The sequence below is a fragment of the Nocardiopsis sp. CC223A genome (genome assembly GCF_030766825.1).
Taxonomy (GTDB): Bacteria; Actinomycetota; Actinomycetes; order Streptosporangiales; family Streptosporangiaceae; genus Nocardiopsis.
This window is the reverse complement of sequence record NZ_JASFDV010000069.1, coordinates 1-16,939: the sequence shown is the minus strand read 5'-3', so window position 1 is coordinate 16,939 and position 16,939 is coordinate 1. Positions and strand designations below refer to the sequence as shown.

Genomic DNA, 16,939 nt, shown 5'->3' with positions numbered 1-16,939 from the left:
GTGCCTCCTCAGGAGAGTCGGAGCAGGGGGCGGGGGGCGGTGGCGCGCACGGTGCTCGCCAGTCCGAGCGCCCGGACGAACCTCAGGTACTGGACGGGCCGGACCACGGTGTCGCGAACCCGCTCCCGCAGCGGCCGGGTCAGGGCGTGGACATCGACGCCGACCCGGGAGGGGATCGGGCGTCCCGCGACGATGCGGAGCGCCATGTGGCAGGCCAGGGACCCGAACTGCCACGCCGCCTCAGGCAGCTGGGGGACGCTGTAGTCGGAGTCGTGCAGGTTGTCCGCGAGCTCGGCGAGCATCTCCGCGGGCATGGCGCGCATGGGGGCGATACGCACGATCGCCTCCCAGACCGAGAGCCGGTCCAGGTCCGCCGGGGTGATCGCGCCGCCGAAGATCCGCCGCTCCCGGCGGTAGTCGATGTGTTCCGCGCAGAGCATCCCGGCCAGGTCCCATCCGGTGACGAGCGGGCGCCGGTGCTCCAGCGCCGCCTCGTGCAGGGCGAGTTTGGCCCGCAGGCCGGACATCGTCGTCACGTCGACACCGTCGACGATGAGATCGGCGCCGGCGACGAGGGGATTGGCGTTGGCGGCGGTGATCCCCTCGGTGGTGACCGTGACGCGGGCGTGCGGGTTGATCTCCCCGACGACGCGCGCCGCGACGGAGGCCTTGTTCTCCCCCACATCGCGCACCCAGGCCCGCTGCCGGTTGAGGTTGTTGAGCTCGTAGGTGCCGGAGTCCGCCAGGTGCAGGTTCTCGAATCCGATCCGCACCATCGGTTCGACCGCCGCACCGCCGATCGAACCGCATCCGGCCACCAGGATGCGGGACCGGCGCACGGCCCGCTGCTCCTCCGGCGGGACCAGTCCGCGGTTGCGGGCGACCAGGTGCCGGTAGAAGTCGTCGGCCGACAGGGCGCGGGCCTCGGCCTCGGTGGTCACATCACGCATGGGGGTGTCCTTTCGCTCGCAGGAGTTCGCGCACCGAACCCGTGCGCCCCAGGGCGAGGAACCGCTCCAGATCTTCCAGCAGCGGTTCCTGCCGCGGGTGGGGAACGGCGTGGAAGGGCACCGCGGCGGTCTCCTGGCGCCACATCGGCCCGTACAGTCCCGTCCGGTTCCCGGCCCGGGGCCGGGCGGTGATCGTGCGCACGTCGTAATCCAGGAGGGCGAGCATGGCCGGACTGCCGTCCGGGGCCCCGTCGCCGATCATCGCCGCGAGCTCGCCCCGCTCCCGGAGTCCGGTAACGGTGCGGGTCAGCGCGAGCAGGGCCCACCACGGGGCATTGCGCGCCAGTTGGCCGTGACCCATCCCCACTCTCCGGACGAGCCGTTTCGCCTCCCACAGGTGCCCCCGCGGGGTCTGCGGGGCGAGCTCGACGTCCACCCGCAGGTCGTAGTCGGCCTCAAGCCCGAACCTCTCGGGCCGCGCCAGGCCCACGTATCCGGCCAGCCTGCCGTCCGCGCGGTCGATGACCAGCGTGTGCAGGTCGCGCCGCGGGTCGTGGGCGGGCCGGTCGGTGTACCGCCCCTCCGCGGCCGCCAGGTGCGGGTCGATCCAGCCCAGGCGCAGGTACTGGGCGAAGCGGAACGCTCCCAGCGCCTCCCGGTAGCGGGTCGGCAAGTGGTCACCGCGCACCGTCAGGGTCAGGCTGCCGTCGAGGCCGGATCCCAGGTAGGCCGGTTCTCCGGTGAGTGCCCGCTCCACGCGGGCGAAACCCACCCCGCTGCCCGCGGCGGCCAGGCGTTCGAGGGCGAGGGCGGTCATCGCCGCTCATCCTCGAGGCACAGGAGGTCGGTGACCGTCATGGCCAGGGCCTCGGGGGAGCCCTCGTAGATCCGCGGCCCGAAGCTGTCCCGCAGGATCCGCTCCATCTCGTCGTCGCGCTGGAACGCCTGGGCTCCGATCAGGGACATCGCGGTGTTGGCGTTGTCGACCGCGGCCCTGTCGGCGACCATCTTCGCGATCGCGGGCTCGTAAGCCGGGACCGGGAGGGTCGTGTCGACGGTCCGGGCCGCGTTGACCCACAGGGCCCGGGCCGACTCGACGGCCGCGGCCATGTCGGCGATCTTCCGGGCCGTCATCTGGTGCTCGAACAGGAGCCGCCCGCTCTGGCGCCGCTCGGTGACCCACCGCAGCGCGCGTTCGAGCGAGTGGCGCGCCAGCCCAGTCGCGATCGCCGCGCAGGTGACCCGGCAGATGTTGCCCTGGGTGGTGTTGAGGTCCCAGCCGCCGAGCACGTCGCCGACCACATTCTCCTTGGGGACTTCGACATCGTTGAAGACCAGTTCCCCAGCGGGCGCGGTACGGTAGCCGACCTTGTCGTGGGTGGCTCCTCGCTGGACACCGTCCCAGGCGAGGTCCACCACGAAGCAGGTGAGACCGGTGGATCCCGGGTGCCCGGCGATGTTGGCCATCACCGTGGCGTAGCGGGCGACGGGCGCGTTGGTGATGTACTTCTTCTTCCCCGACAGGACGTAGTGGTCGCCGCGCTCGGTCGCGGTCGTCATATCGGTGGCGTAGGGGGCGTTCTGCGCCAGCACCAGATCGGTGCCGTTGAGCTCCTCGGCGACGGCGTTACAGGCCAGGAGCGGTTCGTCGCCCAGGAACGGCATGAGGTACTCGGCGGCGAGCCGTTCGTCACCGGCGAGCACGAGGGGGGTCTGGAACAGGCCCGTCGCCCCGAGGATGAGGGCGAACCCCGGATCGGCGGCGGCGAACTCCTCTAGGACGCGGCCGAGCGCCTCGGCTCCCAGGCCCAGGCCGCCCATCCCCTCGGGCAGGCCCATCCTGAGGCCGCCGAGGTCCTGGGCCTCGGTGACGAGGTCCCAGTCCACGGTGCCGATCGGGGCGCGGTCGCGTGCCTCCGCGGTCGGGGCGATGCGGTCCCTGGCGAACTCGCCGAGCAGCCGGACCGGGTCGCGGTGCGCCTTGGGGAGGGTGTGCAGGTCGTCGAGGTCGGGGCGGATCGAAATCGTCATGTCGGGTCTCCTCGGGTTGCTCGTTGCGATCACAGGCGGGTGAAGGAGTGGGCGACGCCGATCGCGGCGAAGATCGGGCCGCGCGCACCGAGCCGGGACGCGGTGATGGCGCGCAGGACCGTGAGCCGGCCGTCGGCCAGGGCGAGCAGATCCTCACCGGAGAGCTCGACGGTGATGTCCGGAACCGGCCACCGAGAGCCGTCGGTTCCGGCCATTTCGTTGTTACCGCCCGGTATGGTCGGGTTCGTTTCACCGACGGGTGACACCGTCCCCTCCGGGTCGATCCAGAGCGTCCGGGCACCCCCGTCCAGGACGATCCTCGTGGTGACCCCTACCGCCCGGTAGGAATCAACGGCGGCCGGGATATCGGGGAGGCGGAGGATGCGTTCGACTGCGATGTCAATAGGCGAGGACAAAATGAACTCCGTTCGCTCTAAAACTCCATGCCCAGACATATTTACGCAGTTGAGATCAGACATTCAACCGTGTATATATCGAACAGGATCCCTAGTGTCATAAGGGACACCAAGGGACAAGAAGGACATCCATGGGGGCGCGAGATGACCGAAGAGGAAGATCAGGACTGGAGTAGCGGCGAGGAGTGGAGAACACTGCACGAGCTGCTCAGTCTCATGTCGAAGAAGTGGGCGGTCGCCGTGCTGCTCACCCTGCGCCCGCGGCCGATGAGGTTCGGGCGGCTGCAGCGGGAGATCGGCTGCGGACACGTCAAGACGATGGCCATGACCCTGCGCTCGCTGGAGAACGCCGGACTCATCGACCGTCAGGTGGTCGACACCCGACCACCCGGGGTGATGTACGAGATCACCCCGCTGGGGCGTTCTCTGATCGATTCCCTGGACCCGGTGCGGAAATGGTCGGTCGACAACGACTTCGATCCCCTGCAACTCGTCAGATGAGCGCCGGGAACGACGAAAGCGGGCCGCGGGCGGGTCTCCCCGCCCGCGGCCCGCTCCTGGGCGGCCTCCGGTCAGGCGTCCGACCGGGAGACGCGCCACAGCGCGACCGCGGTGGCGCCGGCCAGGACCGAGACCACGGCCAGCACCTGGAAACCGGCGTGCGCGCCCGCGGCGGCGGCCTCCGCCCCCGTGGCCCCCGCACCGACGCCGGCGGCGATCACCACGGAGGAGACCGGCGCGACGATCGCCAGCCCGACACCGGCACCGGCCTCGTTGAACGTGTTGAGCAGGCCCGAGCCGACTCCGGCGTGAGCCTCCGGGATCGGCGCCGACCCGAAGGTGTACAACGGCACGAACATCGTCGGCAGGCCGAGGCCGAACACCGCCAGCGCGCCGATCACGGCCGCGGCGCTGCCGGTGCCCGAAGCGGTCGCGGCGATGACGGCGGCGATCGCGGCCAGCTGCACGACGACGCCGGCCAGGTAGATCCGCGCCATGCCGACCCGGGCCGCCAGTGCGGGGATCGCGAAGGCCGAGACCAGCGAGCCCAGGCACAGCGGCAGCAGGGCGAAACCCGTCTCCAGCGGGGACATCCCGTGGGCGTTCTGGAGGTAGTTGCTCGACAGGTACAGGGCGCCGAGCATGAGCGTCGCCGCCAGTAGCAGGCCGAACCCGGCCCAGGCGTAGGCCCGGACACGCAGCAGGAACACCGGCAGCAGCGGGTCCTGGGCGCGGTCCTGGTGGCGGACGAGCAGGGCGATGAGCACGACCGAGGCGGCGAGCGCCACCCACGGCCACGGCTCCCCCAGTCCCTCCTGGAGCTGGATGAACCCGAAGCACAGCAGCCCGATGCCCAGGGTGGCGACGACCGCGGTCGGCAGGCGCATCCTCGTGTCGCCCGAGCCCTTCATCGGGGCGAGTCGGGCGAGCGCGGCGACCAGTACCGCCAGGAGGATCGGGATGTTGATGAGGAACGCCCACCGCCAGGACAGGGACTCGACGATGAGCCCGCCCAGGATGACACCGACCGTGGCGCCGATGACCCCCAGTCCGCTCCACACGGTCAGAGCGGTGTTGAGCTGGGCGGGGACGCGACCGTAGGTGGCGACGATGATCGACAGCGCCGAAGCGGACAACACCGCGGCGCCCACGCCCTGGCCCAGGCGGGCGGTGACGAGGATCTGTTCGCTCCCGGCCACCCCGCAGGCCAGGGAGGCGGCCCCGAACACGGCGAGGCCCACGAGGAAGGCGTTGCGCCGACCGATGGTGTCGGCCAGCCGGCCGCCGAAGAGCAGCAGCGCCCCGTAGGTGAGGACGTAGCCGCCGACGGTCCACTGGAGCGCGATGGGCCCGGCCTGGAGATCGCGGCCGATCGAGGGCAGGGCGACATTGACGATGGTCGAGTCGAGCATGATGAGCATCTGGGCGATGCCCGCGATCGCCAGGGCCGACCACGGCGCCTTCATCGGTGGCGGGGCGTCCGGGGAGGCGTCCACGGCCTCCGGGTGCGTCTTCTCCGTCATCGGGGCTGACCTTTCCGCTCGGTTCGGGCATGGCCTGAAAAGATATATGCCCGGACATGTTTTTGTGTTTGATAGAGTACATGCCAAGGCATACAATGCAAGGCCTGAGAGCGGATCCGAACGAAGGGAGCGGCCGTGACCTCACACGACGGACTCGACGCCGAATCGGATATCGGCGCCGCGGCGGCCGCCGAGCGGGCACTGGAGGGCTGGCTCGGTGTCGCCCGTCCCGTCGAGGCGGTCAACGCCGAACTGGAGACCACCCTGAGCGACCGGCACGCCATCTGCGTGAGTGCCTACGAGATCATGGCCCACCTCGCCGGGAACCGCGGTTGGACCCCGCTGTCGTCCGTGTGCAAGGCGGTGGACCGCTCCCAGCCGCGCATCTCCCGCCTCGTCACCCAGATGCAGAACGAGGGACTCGTCGAGCGCACCCGCGTCGACGGGGACGGGCGGGCGTTCCGGCTGCGGCTCACCCGCAAGGGGCGCCGGGTCTACTTCTCCGCCTCCGAGACGCTGGTCGAGGTCTTCGAGAGGATCCATCGCGAGAGGCCGCTGGTCTCCCGGCTGACGGCGGCGAGCACACAGGCGTGACCGGAACGCGGAAGGGCCCCGGACGGGGCCCTTCCGCGTTCCGGCCGGGTGTTCAGACAGCGGCGAGCACGGCCGCGGCGACGAAGACGACCTGCATGATCGTGCGGGGCAGCAGCGGGGTGGCGGGCTTTCCGGCCAGGGTGACGCCGCGGCGGGCCGCGGAGACGTTGGCCGGGAACATGGCGATCATCAGCAGGGCGAGGCCGATCGCCGCGTACGGGGCGGTGGGCGGGAAGAGCAGCGCGGCCGCCCCCGCGAGTTCCAGCACGCCGGTGATGGTGACCAGCGCGTACGGGAACGGGAGCGCCGGAGGGACCATCTCGGCGAAGTCGCGGCGCCGGGACGGCAGGAAGTGCACCACCCCGGTGAGGGTGAACATCAGCGCCAGTCCGCCCCGGAGCGAGGTCTGCCAGTCCAGCGCCTCCACACCCGCCAGGCCCAGGAGCCACAGGAGCGCGGTACCGCCGACGAGGGCGATGAGGGGTGCCATGCGGAGTCTCCGATCCTTGAATCTTTCCATTGACAAGATTGCACCTCGACTTGAATCTTGTCAATGGCAAGATAGTCTGGGCCTCCTCGGAGACCCTCGGACCAGGGAGGTGGGACGGATCGCCGAGCGCACCTATCACCACGGCGACCTGCGGCGCGCCGTCATCGACGCCGCGCTGGAGGCCATCCGGGAGTCCGGGCCGACCGGGTGGAGCCTGCGCGAGCTGGCCCGCCGCGCGGGCGTCTCGCACGCCGCCCCCGCCCACCACTTCGGCGACAAGGCCGGGGTGCTCACCGCCGTGGCCGCCGAGGGGTTCGCGCTGTTCGCCGACGCACTGGAGGAGGCGGCGACCGAGGGCCCGCGGGAGACCGGCCTGGCCTACATCCGCTTCGCCCTCGCCCACCGCCCCCACTTCGAGGTGATGTTCCGCCCCGAGCTGTACCGGCTCGACGACCCCGAACTGTCGGCCGCGCGCGAACGCGCCGGGGCCGTGCTGGCCGCCAGCGGCGACGCGCTGGCCACCGATCCCGCCCGGGCCCGGGCGGCCACCATCGGCGCCTGGACGTTCGCGCACGGATTCGCCGAACTGTGGCTCAGCGGGGCCCTGCCCGAGAGCGCCGACGGGGATCCGGAGGAGATCGCCCGCTCCGTCATCGAGGTGCTGTTCGGCCGGAACCGGTAGCCTCCCCGGGCACGGAGGGCCGGCCCGGACGGGGGTACCGCGCCGCAGGCGTCAGTCGTGGGTGGTGGAGGGCGACGGGCGGGACAAGGGAATCCACCCCAGGGCGAGGATCACGGCGCCCGCCACAAGGGCGGCGCGCACCCCCCAGGCCTGGGCGACCGCACCCGCGTAGAGGCCGGAGAAGGTGAGCGCGCCGGTCATCATGAACCGCAGGGTCGCGGTCATCCGGCCGAGCAGGTGATCCGGGGTCCAGCGCTGGCGCAGGGTGAGCTGCACGACGTTCACCGCGCCGATCCCGGCCTGGGACAGCGCCCAGAACGCGGAGACGGCCCAGAAGTTCCCGGCGGTGAGGAACGGCACCGCCGCGCCACCCGCCGCGGCGATCAGCGCGCATCCCAGCAGGGTGCGCCCCGGCCCCAGCCGGGCCTCCACCCGGGCGGCGACCAGCGAGCCCAGCAGCACGCCCGCCGCGCCCACCATGAAGAACATCCCGACCCGGCCCTCGGCCAGGCCCAGGTCGGTGACGATCAGGACGGGCGTCATCAGCACGAGCGCGCCCAGACCCAGGTTGACCAGCAGCGCGGACAGGGCCATCGACCGCAGCCGCGGGTGGCCGAACACGTGCAGCAGCCCCTCGGCCACCTCGGTGCGCAGGCTGCGGGCACCGGTGGCGGGTTCGGGTTCGCGGACCCGGACGGTGAGGGTGAGCAGGCCCGAGACGAGCTGGGAGATCCCGTCGATGAGGATCACGAGCGGGGCGCCCAGGTGCTGGACGAGGTGGCCGCCCGCGCCCCGACCCGCCAGGAGCGCCGTCGAGGACAGGCCGCCGAGCGCGGAGTTGGCCGCCATCAGCCGGTCGCGCCCCACGATCGCCGGGAGCAGGCCCTGTTGGGCGATCCGGGCGAACAGGGAGGCGACACCGCCCAGCAGCGCGCAGACGTACAGCTGGGTGAGGGTGAGCGCGTCCAGGAACCAGGCCAGCGGGATGGACAGCAGGATCAGGCCGTGCAGGAGCTGGCCGGCGACGAGGACCGGGCGGCGGCGCAGCCGGTCGGTCCACACCCCCGCGGGCAGGCCGACCAGCAGGTAGGCGGCAGTGGTGAGGGCGCCGAGCAGGCCCACCTGGGCCGGGGCGGCGTCCAGGACGAGCACGGCCAGGAGGGGGAGCGCGAAGGCGGCGACCTCGGTGCCGGATTCGGCGAGGGTGCGGGCCGCGAAGAAACGGCGGAACCCGGCGGAGGCGAAGGGCCCGCCGGAGGTGACGGGGATCGTCGTGGTCATGTTCGGCATGGTGGGGCCGAGTGGGGACCGGGCACCATGGATTCGAGGATTTCCGAATCGGCGGCCGAGGATGGGCGGACATGATCGAGTTGACGCTGGCAGCCGGGGAGATCGGCGGCAGCCGGTTCGCGGTGTCGCCGGTGTGGGAGGCGGTGGCCTCCCGGATGCAGCTGACCCGGCGCTCCCCCGCCCCCGTCCACCGGGTGTGGGCGGCCGAGGTGGCCGACCGGGTGCGGGCGGCGGAGCGGTCGTGGCCGCTGCTCGCCGAGCTGGTGCCGCCCGAGGCGCGGGTGATCCCCGCCCTGGTGTGCCCGGTGCCCCGGGTGGCGCTGCCCGACCTGGAGGTGGAGATGGCCGAGCTGGCCGCCCTGCCGCCGGAGTTCGTGCGGGAGTCGCTGACGGACGCCGACACCCCCGTGGGGCCGCAGGTGGAGCGGCTGCTGGCCGACCCGGTCGGCGGGATGCGCCGCCTGGCCGAGGAGATCACCGCCTACTGGGAGGTGGCGGTCGCCCCCTACTGGCCGCGGGTGCTGTCGCTGCTGGAGGGCGACCTGCTGTACCGGGCCCGCCGGATGGCCGAGGGCGGGGTGCGGCACGCGTTCGCGGACCTGGACCCGGCGATCCGGTGGGACGGGGGGACGCTGCGGGTGCCGAGCAAGGCGGTGGACGGGCCGCGGGACCTGGAGGGGCGGGGGCTGGTGCTGACGCCGTCGGTGTTCTCGTACCCGGCGATCTGGCACATCGTGTCGCCGTTCTCACCGCCGACCGTGCGCTATCCCGCCCGGGGTGTGGGCACCCTGTGGGAGCGGCGGACCACGTCGGTGCCGCAGGCGCTGACCGGGGTGCTGGGTCGGACCCGGGCGGCGGTGCTGGTGGAGCTGACGGGCCCGGCGGGTACGGGGGACCTGGCGCGGCGGACCGGGAGGTCGGTGGCCACGGTGTCGGAGGCGCTGAACGCGCTGCGGCGGGCGGGGCTGGTGAGCGCGCACCGGACGGGGCGGTACGTGCTGTACGCGCGCACGGGGACGGCGGAGGCACTGGTGCAGGGGGTGGGGACGGGCTGAGGGGATGGGAAGGGGTGGTGCCCGTTTACCGGGTCAACCGAAAACAGGGATTCGGAGATCAGTGCTTTGACCATGGGCTTCGGGTGATCCGGGAGACCGGAACGGAATTCCCACCGCGGATTCCTTAGAATGGCGTCGAGGCGCCGACCCGGCCGCCCGCTTCGGGCCTGGAGGGACATCCTCTTGTCGCATCCCCTGACGACGCTGAACGCGTGCCCACCCGTGGCGGGCTCCGACTCCTACGAGAAGTGGTACAGGCGGCGGTCCACCATCGCGTACTGCCTGCTCGGAGTATGGGTGGCGGTCGGGACTCTGCATTTCGCGACCGGGCTCCACTACGACAACGTGGAGATGCCCGCCTTCCTCGGGCCTTCCATGCCAGGGTGGGAAACGGTGAAAACCGTCGAGACGGTAACCTCGTTCGCTCTGTCGGCCCTGTCCGTTCCGATGGGGCTGATGTTCTTCTCCCTTCCGTGGCTGAGTCCGGAGGATCTGCCCCCAGGGGTGAGCACCGCGCGGTTCCGTGCCGCGGTGGGCCGCATCCGGAACGGGATGGTGGGCGGGGCCCCGGAGACCGACCACGTGGCCCGGATCGCTGCCGAGAATCTGATCCGCCGGGGCATCCTCGATGCGAGGATCCTGCTGCCCCTCCAGGCCTACCTCGTCGGTCTCGTGTTCCTCTTGTCGGGCTCTGGACCGGTGCGGGGCATCCTGGAGGGTGACTCGGTTCTCGCGCTCCTCCGGAGCGGAACACTGTTCGTCTTCGTGTGCGTATTCGCAGCGCCGTGGCGGCTGGTGTTCCTGCGCCGTAGGGCACTGGAGTTCCGTGGATTCCACGAGGCCCTGCTGCGCGAGCTGTACGGGGTGGGCCGGTGAGCGGCGTTCCGCCCCGGCCGCTGCCCGGGCACCTGTTCCCGCTGTCGGTGCAGTGGTTCGCCCAGGACCACCCGCGTGTGTACGGGGCGATCCTCGGAGCGGCTCTGAGTCCGGTGCCCGTGTTGATACTCGTCACGGTGCTGGCCGATGACCTGATCGGGGTGCCGGTGCCGGTGCTGTGGGTGATCGGGGTTCTGATCATCGGGCTGATCACCGCCACCAGCGTGTGGGGCACGGAGCAAGACGTCCGGAAGGCGACCGTGGACGGGGACCGGGAGAGGTTCCGTAAAGCACAGCGCCTGGTCCGCGAGGGGCGTCTCAGCGGGGACGCGGAGACCGACCGGGTGGCGGAGCGGTACGCGCGGCTGGTCGTGGCGGCTCCCCTGGGGCACTCTGCGCAGGCCTTGCTCGCGGCGGTCATGTTGGCCGTCTCCACCCTCTCGGGCGGGTTGAACATCGCCGACGGGAGGTACTCCTTCGCCGTGTTCCACGTGACCGTCGCCGTCGTGGCCGCCCTGTACCTGACCGTGGGGGTGCCGCTGATCGAGCACCGCAAGAGGCGGGCCCGGGCCCTGTCGTCCCCGGCCGATGCGCCCGAACCCGAGGAGGGCCCTTGACCCCCGCCCCGACCCGACGAAGGCGGATGTGCGCCCTGTGGACGAGCGCGGGCATGTTCGGGCTCCTCACGGGGCTGTTCTGCTTCCTGGTGTTCTCCGCCATGGACGCCGGGTCCCCGCCCGATCAGCGGATGTCGACGGTGTGGAAGGCGGTGCCCTGCACGGTCCTGGCGCTGGCGAGCGGAGCCTGTTTCGGTCTGCTCATGCGGTCGGCCGTGGGCAGAACCCTGCCCCCTCCCCCGGGTGCGACCATGGCAACACGGCGAGCCGCCTCCCGGGCTGTACGGAGGCGACGACCCACCGGGGGTCCTCTGGTGGACGAGACGGCCCGGATCACGGCGCGGAACATCCTGCGGCAGTCACCGTGGTGGACACTGCGCCTCCCCCTCATCGGTTTCCTGGTCGGATTCGCCGCGAACACGTGGGCGATCCTTGAGCGCTTTCCCTGGCCTGGCGGAGTCCTCACCGTCCCGTGGACGAATCTCCTGGGGTTCGCCTTCTTCCTGTTCCTGCTGACCGTGGCGCTTCCGCTGTCGGCACGGGGGCGGAAGGACGCTCAGGCCTTCCTGGAATCCCTGAGCGAGGCCGAAAGGGAGGGACGGACACCTGAGGCGGACCGGTGAACCGCGCGGATGACATCGCCCCGTATCGGGCGACCGTGGCGGCCTTCGGCTCGGTGTCCGGCCTGTACGCGCCAGCGGTGTCGCCGTCGGGATCGGCGATCATTCCCCCGAGCACGGGGACAGTGGTCGACGAAGCGAAACGGGATGAGCCCGATTCCTCTTTTCCGTGAACGGAAATATCCCCTGGTGAAGGTGTGACCTTCGAGAAGGGTGGGGCGGGAAAAGGGGGGCGTTCCCGGCTCGGTGAACGGGGTTGTCCACAGCAGCCCGGGGTGCCTTACGGCGGGCCGGGGGTGCTGCTTTGATGGAAAAAAGCCCCCTTGGAACGAGGTGCGCCCGTGGCGGAGACCGACGTCCGATCCCCCCGACGGCCCATGACCGGTCCTCCCGGCCGTTCTTGTCCTCCGAAAAGCCCTCGCCCGCCGTTGGCGCGGGTGGGCACCCCCGACACCCGGGGGCCGGTGCGGTTCCTGTGGTGGCTGGTGCGGGCGCAGCCCGGGCGGGTCGCGCTCGGCTCCTTCTGGGGCATCGTGTGGATGGTCGGCCTGCTGGTCCCGCCCTACCTCCTCTCCCAGGCTGTGGACGAGGGGCTGCGGGCCGGGGACCGGGCCGCGCTGCTGGGGTGGACCGGGGTGTTCGCCGGGGTGCTGGTGTTCACCGCGCTCGCATCGATCCTGCGGCACCGCACCATGGCGATGGTCCGGGCGCACGCCTCCCTGCACTGCACACGGGTGCTGGCCCGGCACGCCGCCCTGGTGGGGGCGCCACTGTCGCGGGGCACCTCGTCCGGAGACCTCTCGGTGGTGCAGTCCGCGGACGCGGGCCGTATCTCACAGATCCTCACCCTGTTCGGTCCGGGGATCGGCAGCGTACTGGGCTGCGTGGGCGTGGTGGTGATCCTGTGGGGGTTCGCCCCGGTCCTGGCGGTGGTGGTGCTCCTCGGGCTGCCGGTGACGGCACTGGTGCTGGCCCCGCTGCTGCGGCGGATGCACGACCGGCAGAACACCTACCGGGACCGGGAGGGTGAGGTCACCACCCTGGCGGCCGACATCGTGTCGGGACTGCGGGTGCTGTGCGGGATCGGCGGCAAGGAGAGGTTCGCGCGGCGGTACCGCGAGCGTTCCGGCGGGCTGGTGCGCGACGGGTACCGGCTGGGGGCGGTGACCAGTTGGTTCGAGGAGGTCAGCCAGTGCGCCCCACTGGTGTTCACCGCCGTGGTCACCTGGATCGCGGCCCGGCTGGCGGTGTCCGGGGAGCTCACCGTGGGCGAGACGGTCGCGGTGTACGGGTACGTGGCGGTGCTGGTGGTCCCGGTGTTCCAACTGGTGGAGGTGGCGACGGACTTCAGCGCCGGGCACGTGTCGCTGACACGGTTGCTGGCGCTGCTGCGGACCGGGCCGGATCGGTACGGGGGCGGGGAGGTGCCACCGCCGCCGGGGCCGGGTGAGCTGGCCGACCCGGAGTCGGGGGTGCGGGTGCCGACGGGGGCGCTGACTGCTCTGGTGGGCGCGGACCCGGACGCGTCGGCCCTGGTGGCGGACCGGCTGGGCGGATATGTCGACTCGGCGGCCACCTGGGGCGGGGTGCCGCTGCGGGAGGTGGACCCGGCGGTGGTGCGCGAACGGATCCTGGTGTCCGACAACGACGCGTACCTGTTCGCCGGAACCCTGCGGGAGGTCGTGGACGTACACGGTGGGCGGGACGAGGTGGAGGTCGACCTGGCGCTGCACACCGCGGCCGCGACGGACGTGGCCGAGGCGCTGCCGGACGGGCTCGATTCGGCGGTGGAGACGCAGGGGCGCGACCTGTCGGGCGGGCAGCGGCAGCGGGTGCGGCTGGCCCGAGCGGTGCTGGCCGACCCGGAGGTGCTGATCCTGGTGGAGCCCACCTCAGCGGTGGACGCGCACACCGAGGCCGCGATCGCGGAGCGGCTGCGCGCCGAACGGCGCGGCGGGGCCACGCTGGTCGTCACCTCCTCGCCGCTGGTGGCGGACCGCGCCGACCGGGTGCTGTTCCTGGTCGGCGGGCGGGTGGTCGCGGAGGGCACCCACGCGGAACTGGTGGCGGAGTGCGCCGGCTACCGGGCCCTGGTCCTGCGCGGCGCCGACGAGGAGGACCCCCGGAACGCCGTGCGGCACACCGCTGCCCCGCCGGGACCGGCGGTCGGCGCCGGTGCGGGCGGCGGAGAGGGGTCCGGGGCCGACGGCCACGCGGCCGCGGCGGACGGCGCCCGGCCGGAACGGCTCCCTGACGGGGAGGGGGAGCGGTGAGCAGGGCGGGACCGGACACGGCGGCGCTGCCGGTGGCGGGGCGGGGGACGGTACGGCGGGAGCTGCGGCGGCTGATGGCGGCCGAACGCGGTCCGCTGCTGCGGATGGTGCTGCTCACCTGCGCCGCCGCGGCGGTCGGACTGGTCGCGCCCTACCTGGTGGGGCGGATCGTGGACCTGCTGGAGGCGGGCACCGCGACGGTGTCGGCGGTGGACGGGCTGGCGGTGGCCGCCGTGGCGTGCGCGCTGGCGACCCTGGTGCTCAACCGGTACGCCAAGCTGAGCGCGTTCCGGTTCGGGGAACGGGCGCTGGCCCGGCTGCGGGAGGAGTTCGTCGATCGGGTGCTGGCGCTGCCCACCCGCGTGGTCGAGCGGTCCGGCACCGGCGATCTCACCACACGTGTGACGGCGGACGTCGCCACCGCCGGGGCGACGCTGCGGACGGCGGTGCCCGACATCGTGCCGTCGTCGCTGCGCATCCTGTTCCTGCTCGCCGCGGTGTTCTGGCTCAGCCCGCTGCTGGGGGCGGTGGTGCTGCTGGGGGTGCCACCGGCCTGGCTGGTGGTGCACTGGTACCTGCGCCGGTCCCGGGAGGCGTACCTCGCGGAGGGCGCGGCCGGCTCCGCTGCGGTGGAGGGGGTGACGGCGACCGTGCAGGGCGGCCGCACCGTGGAGGCGTTCGCACTGGGCGGGCTGCGGGTCGCGGCGGCGGACCGGGACGCGGTGGAGGTGTACCGGGCACGACGGCGCACCCTGTACCTGAGGTCGGTGCTGTACCCGGTCACGGACATCGCGTTCTCGCTGCCCGCGGTGGTGGTGCTGCTGGTGGGCGGGCTGCTGTACCTGGACGGCCGGGTGGCGCTCGGGGTGGTGGTCACCTGCTGCCTGTACATGCTGCGGGTACAGGACAGCGCCGGTTGGATCATGGTCTGGATCGAGTTGCTCCAGCGCAGTGGGGCGTCGTTCGCCCGGGTGTTCGGGGTGGGGTCGGTGGCCGTGGAGCCGCCACCGCCGGGCCCGGTGGCCGCGGACGACCGCATCGAGGTCCGCGACGTCCACTACGCCTACGTGGACGGGCGGGACGTGCTGCGCGGGATCACGCTGTCGGTGCGGCCGGGCGAGCGGTGGGCGATCGTGGGCCCGTCGGGTGCGGGCAAGAGCACGCTGGGCCGGTTGCTGGCGGGGGCGGACGCGCCGCGTTCGGGGCTGGTGCTGGTGGGCGGGGTGCCGGTCACGGACCTGGGGACGCGGGAGCTGCGCGAGCGGATCGTGCTGGTGAGCCAGGAGCACCACGTGTTCGCCGGGACGCTGCGGGAGAACCTGGAGATCGCCGCCGAGGAGGCGGACGACGCCGCTCTCGCGGCGGCGCTGGAGGCGGTGGACGCCGGCTGGGCGGCGGCACTGCCGCGAGGGCTGGACACACCACTGGGCCCGGGCGGGATCGTGCTGGATCCCGCCCGGGCGCAGCAGGTGGCGTTGGCGCGGGTGGTGCTGGCCGACCCGCACACGGTGGTCCTGGACGAGGCGACCTCGCTGTTGGACCCGACCACGGCCCGGCAGGCGGAGCGCTCTCTGGCGGCGGTGCTGGAGGGGCGGACGGTGATCGCGATCGCGCACCGGTTGCACACCGCGCACGACGCCGACCGGATCGCCGTGGTGGAGGACGGGCGGATCACCGAACTGGGTTCGCACGACGAGCTGGTCGACGCCGACGGTCCCTATGCGGCACTGTGGCGCTCCTGGCACGGCGACCGAACGGGGTGAGGGCCGGTTCCCCCACAGGAACCGGCCTGCCTGCCGACCGGACACCGACGGCGATCCGGGAACCGGGCCGCAGGACAGGGGACATGTCGGATGGCGGGAGGGACGGATCGGACGACGATCCGGGCACCGGGCCGTAAGACGGGAACGGACCGGGCGACGGACACCGGTCCGGGGCGCCTCGGTGTCCGGGGCGCCCCGGACCGCCGGAACGGCCGGGGGCTCGGCGCGGGTCGCGAACCGGTCGGGGTCCGCGACACCGGCGGGGTCGTCTCCCGGGCACGGGCCGGTGGTCGCACCGGTCGGGGCCCACCGGCCTCCGGTGGTGCCCGGGCACGGGTGAGGAGACGTGCGGGGAGGGGGCCGGTCCCGAGGAGCGACGGGTGAGGGGAACTCCAGGCGGTTGCCGAGGGGGGTGTGGACGTAGCAGCGGCGGTACCCGGGGAACAGGCCGTCCCAGGTGACGGTGTACCCGGCGGCGGTGACGCGGGCGGCCGGGGCGACGGTCGGCGGGAGGTGGCACCATGGCCCGCGGGCGCCACCGATCCGCCGCCCCACGACGTAGGGAGCATCCATGACCGACCGGCGCTGTGCCTGGGCGCGGAACGCGTCCGAGTCGATGACCGCCTACCACGACCGGGAGTGGGGCCGCCCGTCCCACGACGACACCCACCTGTTCGAGATGCTGGTGCTGGAAGGGGCGCAGGCGGGGCTCTCCTGGGCCACGGTGCTCAACAAGCGCGCGAACTACCGCGCGCTGCTGGACGGGTTCGACTACACGGCGGTCGCCGCCTACGACGAGGAGCGGGAGAAGAAGCTGCTGGCCGAGCCCGGCATCATCCGCAACCGGCTCAAGGTCGCCTCGCTGGCCCGCAACGCCCGGGCGTTCCTGCGGGTGCGCGAGGAGTACGGCACCTTCGCCGACTACCTGTGGTCCTGGACCGAGGGTGTGCCGCTGGTCAACCACTTCACCGAACCCGCCGAGGTCCCGGCGAGCACACCGCTGTCGGACCGGGTGAGCAAGGACCTGAAGAAGCGCGGGTTCTCGTTCGTGGGCACCACCATCGTCTACTCCTACCTCCAGTCCACGGGAGTCGTCGACGACCACCTGGTGGGCTGCCCCGCCAAGCCGGGGGCCGCCGACGGGGCGACCGACGGGTCACCCGCCGCCGCGACCTCCGGCTGATCGGCCCACGCCGCCGGGCGGCTGCCGCGAAGCCCGCCGACCCGCTGGTCCACCCGCGCACCGCGGAGGGGGAAC

Annotated in this window: 17 protein-coding genes; 10 read left to right on the top strand and 7 right to left on the bottom strand. The window is 72.5% G+C overall.

What is annotated here, in order from left to right; genetic code table 11:
• Positions 1-8 precede the first annotated feature (8 nt).
• Genes QJS33_RS23430 through QJS33_RS23415 form a run of 4 tightly spaced genes read right to left on the bottom strand, consistent with a single transcriptional unit; the run spans position 9 to position 3,460 of the window.
• Positions 9-950 carry a ThiF family adenylyltransferase gene (locus QJS33_RS23430; protein WP_306370214.1) on the bottom strand — a complete coding sequence of 314 codons (942 nt, stop codon included), beginning with the start codon at positions 948-950 and terminating at the stop codon, positions 9-11.
• Positions 943-1,767 (bottom strand): hypothetical protein, encoded by an 825-nt coding sequence (locus QJS33_RS23425; protein WP_306370213.1) that lies wholly within the window; start codon positions 1,765-1,767, stop codon positions 943-945. Before QJS33_RS23425 ends, QJS33_RS23430 begins: the two co-directional genes overlap by 8 nt.
• The gene (locus QJS33_RS23420) at positions 1,764-2,981 is read right to left on the bottom strand and encodes an acyl-CoA dehydrogenase family protein (protein WP_306370212.1); all 1,218 of its coding nucleotides are present in this window, start codon (positions 2,979-2,981) and stop codon (positions 1,764-1,766) included. Before QJS33_RS23420 ends, QJS33_RS23425 begins: the two co-directional genes overlap by 4 nt.
• A gap of 29 nt (positions 2,982-3,010) precedes the next feature.
• Complete coding sequence (locus QJS33_RS23415) at positions 3,011-3,460, bottom strand: hypothetical protein (RefSeq protein WP_306370211.1); 450 nt, start codon at positions 3,458-3,460, stop codon at positions 3,011-3,013.
• Between the two features lie 81 nt (positions 3,461-3,541).
• Here QJS33_RS23415 and QJS33_RS23410 point away from each other — a divergent pair, with 81 nt between their 5' ends.
• Positions 3,542-3,898 carry a helix-turn-helix domain-containing protein gene (locus QJS33_RS23410; protein ID WP_306370210.1) on the top strand — a complete coding sequence of 119 codons (357 nt, stop codon included), beginning with the start codon at positions 3,542-3,544 and terminating at the stop codon, positions 3,896-3,898.
• Between the two features lie 71 nt (positions 3,899-3,969).
• On the opposite strand, the gene QJS33_RS23405 is transcribed toward QJS33_RS23410, so the two are convergent.
• Entirely contained in the window at positions 3,970-5,421 is a 1,452-nt protein-coding gene (locus tag QJS33_RS23405) for an MFS transporter (protein ID WP_306370209.1), read from the bottom strand.
• Positions 5,422-5,556: 135 nt separating this feature from the next.
• Here QJS33_RS23405 and QJS33_RS23400 point away from each other — a divergent pair, with 135 nt between their 5' ends.
• Positions 5,557-6,015, top strand: coding sequence for a MarR family winged helix-turn-helix transcriptional regulator (locus QJS33_RS23400; protein ID WP_306370208.1), 459 nt, complete (start codon positions 5,557-5,559; stop codon positions 6,013-6,015).
• A gap of 52 nt (positions 6,016-6,067) precedes the next feature.
• Here QJS33_RS23400 and QJS33_RS23395 read toward each other — a convergent pair whose 3' ends face one another.
• Positions 6,068-6,505, bottom strand: coding sequence for a DoxX family protein (locus QJS33_RS23395; protein WP_306370207.1), 438 nt, complete (start codon positions 6,503-6,505; stop codon positions 6,068-6,070).
• A 109-nt stretch (positions 6,506-6,614) separates the two neighbouring features.
• Here QJS33_RS23395 and QJS33_RS23390 point away from each other — a divergent pair, with 109 nt between their 5' ends.
• Positions 6,615-7,187 carry a TetR/AcrR family transcriptional regulator gene (locus QJS33_RS23390; protein ID WP_306370206.1) on the top strand — a complete coding sequence of 191 codons (573 nt, stop codon included), beginning with the start codon at positions 6,615-6,617 and terminating at the stop codon, positions 7,185-7,187.
• Positions 7,188-7,238: 51 nt separating this feature from the next.
• Here the strand turns inward: QJS33_RS23390 and QJS33_RS23385 are convergent, their stop codons facing one another.
• Positions 7,239-8,468: an MFS transporter gene (locus QJS33_RS23385; RefSeq protein ID WP_306370205.1), complete on the bottom strand. Its 1,230-nt coding sequence runs from the start codon at positions 8,466-8,468 to the stop codon at positions 7,239-7,241.
• 80 nt (positions 8,469-8,548) lie between these two features.
• Here QJS33_RS23385 and QJS33_RS23380 point away from each other — a divergent pair, with 80 nt between their 5' ends.
• The 7 genes from QJS33_RS23380 to QJS33_RS23350 all read left to right on the top strand — a co-directional run bounded on the left by QJS33_RS23380 (position 8,549) and on the right by QJS33_RS23350 (position 16,864).
• A complete protein-coding gene (locus QJS33_RS23380) occupies positions 8,549-9,532 on the top strand; it encodes a DUF5937 family protein (RefSeq protein WP_306370204.1) in 984 nt (327 codons plus the stop codon).
• Positions 9,533-9,754: 222 nt separating this feature from the next.
• Positions 9,755-10,408: a hypothetical protein gene (locus QJS33_RS23375; RefSeq protein WP_306370203.1), complete on the top strand. Its 654-nt coding sequence runs from the start codon at positions 9,755-9,757 to the stop codon at positions 10,406-10,408.
• Positions 10,405-11,025, top strand: a complete 621-nt coding sequence (locus tag QJS33_RS23370; protein WP_306370202.1) for a hypothetical protein — start codon at positions 10,405-10,407, stop codon at positions 11,023-11,025. Before QJS33_RS23375 ends, QJS33_RS23370 begins: the two co-directional genes overlap by 4 nt.
• Positions 11,022-11,648: a hypothetical protein gene (locus QJS33_RS23365; RefSeq protein WP_306370201.1), complete on the top strand. Its 627-nt coding sequence runs from the start codon at positions 11,022-11,024 to the stop codon at positions 11,646-11,648. The genes QJS33_RS23370 and QJS33_RS23365 overlap by 4 nt, the downstream gene beginning before the upstream one ends.
• A 434-nt stretch (positions 11,649-12,082) precedes the next feature.
• Positions 12,083-13,918: an ABC transporter ATP-binding protein gene (locus QJS33_RS23360; protein ID WP_306370200.1), complete on the top strand. Its 1,836-nt coding sequence runs from the start codon at positions 12,083-12,085 to the stop codon at positions 13,916-13,918.
• A gap of 74 nt (positions 13,919-13,992) precedes the next feature.
• The gene (locus QJS33_RS23355; RefSeq protein WP_306370237.1) at positions 13,993-15,681 is read left to right on the top strand and encodes an ABC transporter ATP-binding protein; all 1,689 of its coding nucleotides are present in this window, start codon (positions 13,993-13,995) and stop codon (positions 15,679-15,681) included.
• Positions 15,682-16,252: 571 nt separating this feature from the next.
• Positions 16,253-16,864, top strand: a complete 612-nt coding sequence (locus tag QJS33_RS23350) for a DNA-3-methyladenine glycosylase I (protein WP_306370199.1) — start codon at positions 16,253-16,255, stop codon at positions 16,862-16,864.
• Positions 16,865-16,939 lie beyond the last annotated feature (75 nt).